Raw genomic sequence first — 8,551 nt, 5'->3', positions numbered from 1 at the left:
GCTCACCGCCAGAGAATAACTTGCTTTTGGTATCAATGCGCTCACCGCGAAAGTCAAAACTACCTAAAAACGCGCGTAAATCAGCGTCTGAGGTTTTGCCTGCGAGACGCTGTAGCATCAACATGGGTGATGCTTCGCCATCGAGGCTATCCATTTGGTGTTGGTTAAAATACCCTAGTACCAAACTATCTGCGGCTTTACGCGTCCCAGCCAAGATAGGCAACTCACCCACCAAGCCTTTGATGACCGTTGATTTGCCTGCGCCATTCATCCCTAGCAGACCGATACGGCTGTCAGGGGTAATTTGTAGGCGAATATTCTCGATAAGTGCGACACCGTTGTAGCCGACACTGGCATTGTCTAGCACCAATAATGGCGATGTTAATTGTACAGGGGATTTGAAACGAAATTGAAACGGATTGTCCGCCATGATAGGTGCTAGCTCGGTCATCCGTTCCAGCTGTTTGACACGGGCTTGCGCTTGTTTGGCTTTGGAGGCCTTGGCTTTAAAACGGCGGATAAAATCTTCAAGGTGCGCACGGGTTTCTTGCTGTTTTTCAAACTGTTGCTGCTGCTGGGCTAGGCGTTCACTACGGGTACGCACAAAGGTGCTGTAATTGCCTGTATAAAGGGTCATTTGTTGGTTTTCAATGTGCAAGATATTGCTCACTACATTATCCAAAAACGCTTGGTCATGCGAAATCATGAGTAACGTGCCATCATAGGCTTTGAGCCATTCTTCAAGCCACAAGATGGCATCTAAATCCAAGTGATTGGTCGGTTCATCAAGCAACAATAAATCCGCTCGGCTCATTAAGGTTTTGGCAAGGTTTAGGCGCATACGCCAGCCCCCTGAAAAACTACTCACAGGTTGGCTTTCTTGAGCAACATTAAACCCAAGTCCTGTCATGATTTGGGAGGCTTTTGCAGGGGTACTATAGCCATGGATATCATCAAAGCGCGCATGCACATGGGCAAGTTCATCTTCTGACAAGGTATCTGAATGGTTAATCTTATCTTGCAGCTCAAAGTATTCTTTGTCGCCACTCAACACAAAATCTATCGCCGACTGGTCAGTGCTTTCAATCTCTTGCGCCATATGACCGATTTGCCAACTGTTTGGAACCGATAGACTGCCTGTGTCAAGTGCCAATTCGCCTTCGCCTTTTTGGGTCAATAGCGTCGCAAAAAAACTGGATTTACCTGTGCCATTGTTGCCTGTTAACCCGATTTTCCAACCTGGATGGATTTGCAAATTAACATCTTTAAATAATATCCGCCCATCACGGCGAATACTGGCATCTTTTAGTTCTATCATAATCGGCTCAAAACTCAAAATTTGACTAAAATTAAATGGGAAAATTCTTGATAGTATAAAGCAAGCACCCCATAATAAGAAAAAAGTTTTATAAGGAAGACCCCAATGAGTGATACCGTAACTGATAGTATGGTTGATGGCATGACCTTGACCGATAATGCTGCCAAAAAAGTGCGTAACCTACGTGATTCAGAAGGCAATAACGACTTGATGCTGCGGGTATATGTGACGGGTGGTGGCTGTTCAGGTTTTTCGTATGGTTTTAATTTTGAAGAAAACTTGGGCGATGATGATGCTACCTTTAGCAACGATGATGTAGCACTGGTCGTTGATAGTTTGAGCTACCAATATCTACATGGCTCAACCATTGATTATGTGGAAGGCTTGGAAGGCTCGCGTTTTACCGTCAACAATCCAAACGCCACCACGACTTGTGGTTGTGGTTCGTCATTTTCTATCTAGCTTTACTGGCTAATTTCACTGGGTTTCTTTACCCAGTTCATTTGAATGATTAAAAGGCTTTAGCTTAAATTATGGCTTAAATATAGTCAGTAACTGTTAAGTTTGGCCTTTTAATTTTCATTCATCCTGTATTTGTTACCTTTCAACAAAATCATCTACATTTTTTCAGCGTTTATCAGATTTTATTTGTGTTGTCAGCCTTTATCCATAATAATGGTGTGATCTACAGCGTAATAACACCTAAGTGTTATCATCAAGTACCCTAATATAGGTTGACATTAATTTATTCTTGTTAATTACTTAACGTTAAATGTGTTAATGATTTAAGTTTGTTAGCTAAGCAATGATTATTAAGCAATCTTTATTATTAATTTAATAATACCAAGGAGCTTATCATGGCTAAATTATCTTTAGATTCACTCAATAACATCGATGGTTTTATTGCAGCTGCATTGGTTGACAGCGAATCAGGTCTAGCCCTTGCCACAACGGGTAATGGTATCGACCTTGAAGTTGCAGCAGCGGGAAACACTGAAGTAGTACGTGCAAAACGTAAAGCTTCTAAAGCTTTAAACCTTAATGATAATATCGAAGACATCCTAATCACATTAAGTAAACAATATCACTTAATCCGTCCGCTAGTCCGTAACGAAAACCTATTCTTGTACCTAGTACTTGATCGTCAAAAATCAAACTTAGCCATGGCGCGTCATGAATTAAAAGGGTTTGAAACTGAATTGGATTTCTCTTAATGCCTTTTTCATTAAAAGTGACAGATGTCAAGTAAAAATTACCAGTTAATCGAGTAATACGATAGTTTTTATCATACCCACGGTATTTACTGTGGGTTTTTTACGTTTGGCGAATATCGCAATTGGTAATTTCGTCATCACGATATTTTGATAGTGTTTGCCTAAATTTGGTGGCATAATTTCACACAATTTAAAATAATATTAGGATAACTATGACTCAAGCGCCTCAAACTTGTACTTCTTTGCAGCTACCTACTTGGCTGACCGCTGAAAACATTCATGGCATGCTTCGGGGTATTGAAAAAGAAGGCTTACGTATGAGCCCTGAGGGATATATTGCCACTACCCCACATCCAGCAAAGCTTGGCTCAAAACTCACTCATCCTTTTATCACTACTGACTACGCCGAAAGCTTGTTAGAGCTAATTACTGAGCCAAAACCCACGGTGAAAGAAGCGCTTGATATGCTGCGTGATTTGCATATTGTGGTACAAAATGCTTTGACCGATGACGAGCTGTTTTGGTCGATGTCGATGCCTTGTATGATTTCGGACGATGAAGATATTTTGCTGGCAGACTATGGCACCTCAAACTCAGGTAGACTAAAAACCCTCTATCGTCACGGTTTGGGCATTCGCTATGGTCGCCGTATGCAGACCATTGCTGGATTGCATTATAATTTATCATTTGGTGATAATTTATTCACCGCTTGGCAACAGCAGTTAGGTGATACCCAGTCATTAACTGAATTTAAAAATGAAAAATATTTGGGTCTGATTCGTAACTTCAAGCGTCTAAGTGGTATGGTGCTGTACTTGGTTGGTGCAAGTCCTGCCGTGTGCGCGTGTTTTTTAAAGGGTCGCGAGCATCCGCTACAGCCAATGAACGCATCAACTTACTATTTACCCAACGCTACCTCTCTGCGTATGGGCAAACTGGGTTACCAAAATAGCGTACAAGATGATTTAGATATCCGCTACAACAGTCTTGATGAATATGTGGCGGGTTTGCGTAATGCCATCCATACACCGCATCCTAATTTTAGCGCGTTGGGACTCGATGACGACAATGGCTATCCCATTCAAATCAATGACCATATTTTACAGATTGAAAACGAGTACTATAGCCCGATTCGACCCAAACAAATTACCCAACCTGGCGAAAACCCCAGTGATGCCTTAGCCAAGCGCGGGATCGCTTATGTTGAACTCCGAGCGATTGACTTAGATCCGTACAGCGAAATCGGTATCAGCTTAAATACCGCCTGTTTTATGGAAATTTTGGCGTTGTACTGCCTATTGCTGGATAGTCCTGACCTATTGCCCGATGAAGATGCCCTACTTGCTCAAAACCAAGAAAAAATTGTCAATCAAGGGCGCGAGCCAAACCTAATGATTGATACAATGGCGGGGCAAGTCGCATTTAAAGACTGGCTAGTACAGCATTTGCTCGGTATGCGTAAGCTATCAGAACTCTTAGATGTCACCTATGGTAGCAATGATTACCGCAACGCGTGGCAATCAATGATGGCAAAAGCGCAAAATCCAGACAACACCCTATCAGCGCAAGTGCTAGCCGATACCGAACGCTTTGATAGTAGCTGGCAGTTTGGTAAGTCACTGGCGCAAATGCATGCCAATCGTCTAAGACATCAAGGATTGCTCCCTGAGCAAATGACTTACTTTGAGCAGCTTGCCAAAAACTCTGTGCGTGAGCAAGCCGATATCGAGCAGAATGACACACAAGATTTTTATGCGTATGTGGGTCAATTTCGTTAATTAGTAGGTGCTAGTTATCAGGTGCCAGTTAGCAGGTATCGTTGCGCTGATTATTTTATAGGGTTAAATTTCTAAGATTCTAAGCGCTATGGTTTGGCTTAATTCTTTTTCACTAAATTGTTTGATGGTTGTTTTATGCGTGATGCTTCATTGACCCACAGCTTGTTAAGTTATCGCGGACTGGCAGGACTATTGACGTTAGCCAGCATTATTGGCATGAGTTTCGCCTATTTTTATTTACAAGGGGTGGTAAAATTAGACCCGTGTCCGCTGTGTATCTTTCAGCGAGTGGGTTTGATTGTGATGGGGATTTTTGCATTTATCGCCTTTTTGCTCAATCCAAAACAAGCTTGGGCAAAAATTTTGTTGATGGGTGGCGCGCTGCTCGGCATTTTGTGGTCAATTGCTGTGGCGATTCGCCATGTATGGATTCAACATTTGCCACCTGACCAAGTCCCCTCATGTGGTCCTGGGTTAGACTATTGGATGGATACGTTGCCGATTGCCCAAGTGTTGAAAGAAGTGTTTAAAGGTTCTGGCGAGTGTGCGGTGATTGACTGGACGTTTTTAGGCTTTAGTATCCCAGAATTATCATTGGGGTTTTTTAGCATTTTATTGGTGATGATTGTTTTGGCGATACGTCAAAGCAATACTCGATAACGCTATCGGTCGTGGTTTAACCCCATAAAAAAGGCGATAATCAATCGCCTTTTTTATTAGCTTTTTTAGTCGCTTTATTCCCATTCAATGGTCGCTGGTGGCTTACTTGAGATATCGTAGGTCACACGTGATACTTCTTTGATTTCATTCATGATGCGATTGGACACTGTTTCAATCAAATCATACGGCAAATGGGCAAAACGCGCTGTCATAAAGTCGATGGTTTCAACTGCCCGTAACGCAATCACCCACGCATAGCGGCGACCATCACCGACCACGCCCACTGATTTTACAGGTTGGAACACCGCAAACGCTTGTGCAGTTTTATCATACCAACCAGATTTTTCCAGCTCTTGCATAAAGATGGCATCGGCTTGACGCAAAATATCGGCATATTCTTTTTTCACTTCACCCAAGATACGCACGCCTAGACCTGGACCTGGGAAAGGATGACGATAAATCATTTTTTCAGGTAGCCCTAATGTCACGCCGAGCTTACGCACTTCATCTTTAAACAAATCACGTAAGGGTTCAACGAGTTTAAACTGCAAATCGTCTGGCAAGCCACCGACATTGTGGTGCGACTTGATTACATGCGCTTTGCCTTGGTGACTTTTTGCAGATTCAATGACATCGGGATAAATGGTACCTTGTGCCAAGAATTGAATGCCTTTGCCCTCACCCGACAGTTCACGTGCGGTATCTGCAAACACATCGATAAAGGTTTTGCCAATGATTTTACGTTTAGCTTCTGGATCGCTAACGCCGGCTAATGCGGTCAAAAAACGTTCTTCAGCATCCACGCGAATGACTTTAACGCCCATATTTTCAGCAAAGATTTGCATCACTTGGTCGCCTTCATGTAGGCGTAACAAACCATTATCAACAAACACACAGGTTAGCTGCTCGCCAATCGCTTTATGAAGCAGTGCGGCTACTACTGAGCTATCTACGCCGCCCGAAAGTCCCAACAATACTTGCTCATCGCCAATTTGTTCTTTTAACTGCGCCACGCGCATTTCAATGATGTTATCCGGCGTCCACGCATTGGCACAGCCACAGATTTGGTGTACAAATCGGCTAATCAATGCTTCACCTTGCAGCGTATGGGTCACTTCTGGATGAAACTGCACCCCATAATAATGCTTGCTTTCATTTGCCATCGCAGCAATTGGACAGCTTGGCGTTATCGCAGTCACTTCAAAGCCTGCAGGTAACTCAACAACTTTATCGCCATGACTCATCCAAACGTGTAATTTGTTGGGCTCATCTTCAATGCCTTTAAAAAAGCTATCTTGAGCAGTTTTTTCAATGGTAGCAGCGCCAAACTCTTGGTGTCTACTGGCTTCAATTTTGCCACCAAACCGATCTGCCATCGCCTGCATACCATAGCAAATGCCTAGTACAGGCACATTGATATCAAATACGGCGTCATTAATTTTTGGGCTATTTTCTGCATACACGCTCTCTGGACCGCCCGATAAAATAACCCCTTTTGCACCAAAGTCGTGAATGCGCTGTGCGTCGATATCGTATGGGTACATTTCACAAAATACCCCTGCTTCACGCACGCGGCGCGCAATCAGTTGACTGTACTGTGAACCATAATCCAATACCAAGATACGGTCTTGTTTGATTGAGTTGTTGGATGTTGACATACAAGCCTCTTTAAATTTAGGTAAATAGCTTAACTGAACCGATGCTAACAGGTTTCAAAAATTTATGTGTATTGTATCAATTAATGGCTTTATCTGCTGATTTTTATAGGGTGAAAATAGCTATATGAATGTTTTAAGTAAAAATTTTCCCTAAAAAATTTCTATGATAAATGCCCATTAATTGCGTTTTTTTTGTATCGCTTTCACCAATTGATTATCTTTGTTACACAAACATCATCTAATAGGCTTTAGGTTTACCAAACTCTACGAAAAAATTGCTCATACTGCTACAGATTAGACGCAAAAATTTATTATTATGAAACAGTAATAACCGAAAACGGTTTTACGAAAAAATTGATTTTAATTTAGGCATTTTAAGTTAATGTCACGTTTAATCGTTTTTCGACAATAAAAATAACAGCCATATTAAAAATTTTTTCTAAAGACTAGTATGGCTTGGATAAAAAAACTTCAAATGAGGATACTATCATGGTAGATAATGTTAATAATTCAGACTTAAACCGCGACCCTATCACTGGTGAACCAGGCTCACATCCAATTGGTACCGCAGTGGGCGGTATGGGTGGTGCTGCTGCAGGTGCAGCTATCGGTGCTATTGGTGGTCCATTGGGTATGTTAATTGGCGGCGCAATTGGTGCAATCGCTGGTGGTGCTGCAGGTCACGCCGCAGGTGAAGCGATTGATCCAACTGTCGAAGATACTTATTGGAACGATACCTATTCACAAACAACATACTATAAAGATGGTTATGATTATACCACTGACTATCAACCAGCTTATGCCGTCGGTTATGCCAATCGTGCAAAATACCCAGCCGGTACAACGTTTGACAGTGTTGAATCAGACCTTGAGCGTAGCTGGCATGAAGTAAAAGGTAATTCACGTCTTGCATGGGAAGATGCCAAAGAAGCTATTCGTGATGGTTGGGATAGAACAGACGCGCGTATTGCTGGTCAGGAATATTCACCACGTCTTCGTACGGTGGATGGCTATGCAGAAGGTGAAGAAAAAGGTCATCCTGTTGCTACTGGTACAGGTGCATTAGGTGGTGCCGCAGCAGGTGCAGCCGTTGGTTCAGTAGCCGGTCCTGTTGGTACCTTAGTGGGTGGCGCTATCGGCGCGGTAGCAGGTAGCGCGGCAGGTCATGAAGTCGGTGAAGCAGTCAATCCTACCACCGCTGAAGATGCTTACGAAAAACCTCACCCAGTTGCCAGTGGTTCTGGGGCACTAGGTGGCGCCGCAGCCGGTGCAGCCGTTGGTTCAGTAGCGGGTCCTGTCGGTACCTTAGTGGGTGGCGCGATTGGCGCTGTAGCTGGTGGGGCAGCAGGTCATGAAGTCGGTGAAGCAGTCAATCCAACTGAAGCAGGCGAACAGCGTAAAGAAGCTAACCCTGTTGCCAGTGGTACAGGTATGGCAGCCGGTGCCGCTACAGGCGCAGCGATTGGTGCTGTAGGTGGTCCCGTAGGTTCAGTAGTGGGTGGTGCAATTGGTGCCGTAGCAGGTGCAGCCACAGGTAATGCCGTAGCAAATACGCTTGAAGGTAATACAGAAGAAGATACCTACTGGCGCAATAACTACAATACAACGACTTACTATAGCCAAGGCTATGATTACGATACCGACTATCGCTCAGCGTATGATTATGGTTATCGTGCCCGTCATCATTTCAATACCGCTAATGAGTTTGAAAGTGTTGAAAATGACTTACGCAATGATTGGGAGCAATTCAAAGGTAATTCACGTTTGACTTGGGACCAAGCTCGCCTAGCAGCCCGTGATGCATGGTATCGTATTGAGCGTTAATCTTTCGATTAAGTTAGCTTAAAATAAAAAAAGACTTTCATTAATTTGAAAGTCTTTTTTATTTGAACTGTTAAAATCAAAGCTAAAAAAGCTGGTCTA

7 protein-coding genes and 2 pseudogenes are annotated in these 8,551 nt (G+C 43.1%); 6 read left to right on the top strand and 3 right to left on the bottom strand.

Features of this window, described 5'->3' with window-relative positions; genetic code table 11:
* A partial coding sequence (locus tag RT143_RS09210; RefSeq protein WP_313092624.1) for an ABC-F family ATP-binding cassette domain-containing protein occupies window positions 1–1,318 on the bottom strand: 1,318 nt, incomplete at its 3' end.
* Window positions 1,319–1,447: 129 nt separating this feature from the next.
* Between RT143_RS09210 and erpA the strand changes: the two genes are divergently transcribed.
* Window positions 1,448–1,780, top strand: a complete 333-nt coding sequence (erpA, locus tag RT143_RS09205; RefSeq protein ID WP_065253985.1) for an iron-sulfur cluster insertion protein ErpA — start codon at window positions 1,448–1,450, stop codon at window positions 1,778–1,780.
* Between the two features lie 395 nt (window positions 1,781–2,175).
* On the top strand, window positions 2,176–2,532 hold the full coding sequence (locus tag RT143_RS09200; RefSeq protein WP_050326054.1) for a roadblock/LC7 domain-containing protein: 357 nt from the start codon (window positions 2,176–2,178) through the stop codon (window positions 2,530–2,532).
* Between the two features lie 45 nt (window positions 2,533–2,577).
* Here the strand turns inward: RT143_RS09200 and RT143_RS09195 are convergent, their stop codons facing one another.
* A complete protein-coding gene (locus tag RT143_RS09195; RefSeq protein ID WP_256999080.1) occupies window positions 2,578–2,709 on the bottom strand; it encodes a hypothetical protein in 132 nt (43 codons plus the stop codon).
* Between the two features lie 35 nt (window positions 2,710–2,744).
* On the opposite strand from RT143_RS09195, the gene gshA reads away from it, so the two are divergent.
* On the top strand, window positions 2,745–4,310 hold the full coding sequence (gene gshA, locus RT143_RS09190; protein WP_313092621.1) for a glutamate--cysteine ligase: 1,566 nt from the start codon (window positions 2,745–2,747) through the stop codon (window positions 4,308–4,310).
* A gap of 135 nt (window positions 4,311–4,445) precedes the next feature.
* Window positions 4,446–4,970 carry a disulfide bond formation protein B gene (locus RT143_RS09185; RefSeq protein ID WP_313092619.1) on the top strand — a complete coding sequence of 175 codons (525 nt, stop codon included), beginning with the start codon at window positions 4,446–4,448 and terminating at the stop codon, window positions 4,968–4,970.
* Between the two features lie 74 nt (window positions 4,971–5,044).
* On the opposite strand, the gene guaA is transcribed toward RT143_RS09185, so the two are convergent.
* Window positions 5,045–6,628, bottom strand: a complete 1,584-nt coding sequence (gene guaA, locus RT143_RS09180) for a glutamine-hydrolyzing GMP synthase (RefSeq protein ID WP_313092618.1) — start codon at window positions 6,626–6,628, stop codon at window positions 5,045–5,047.
* Window positions 6,629–7,117: 489 nt separating this feature from the next.
* On the opposite strand from guaA, the pseudogene RT143_RS12325 reads away from it, so the two are divergent.
* Window positions 7,118–7,582: pseudogene (locus RT143_RS12325) on the top strand (hypothetical protein); the annotation flags it as partial.
* 48 nt (window positions 7,583–7,630) lie between these two features.
* Window positions 7,631–8,011, top strand: a pseudogene (locus RT143_RS12320) (glycine zipper domain-containing protein); the annotation flags it as partial.
* Window positions 8,012–8,551 lie beyond the last annotated feature (540 nt).

Origin of the sequence: Moraxella sp. CTOTU48268, assembly GCF_032069585.1 — a bacterium.
Lineage (GTDB): Bacteria > Pseudomonadota > Gammaproteobacteria > Pseudomonadales > Moraxellaceae > Faucicola > Faucicola cinerea.
The sequence above is the reverse complement of the archived record's forward strand: the minus strand, read 5'-3'. Positions and strand labels throughout refer to the sequence as shown.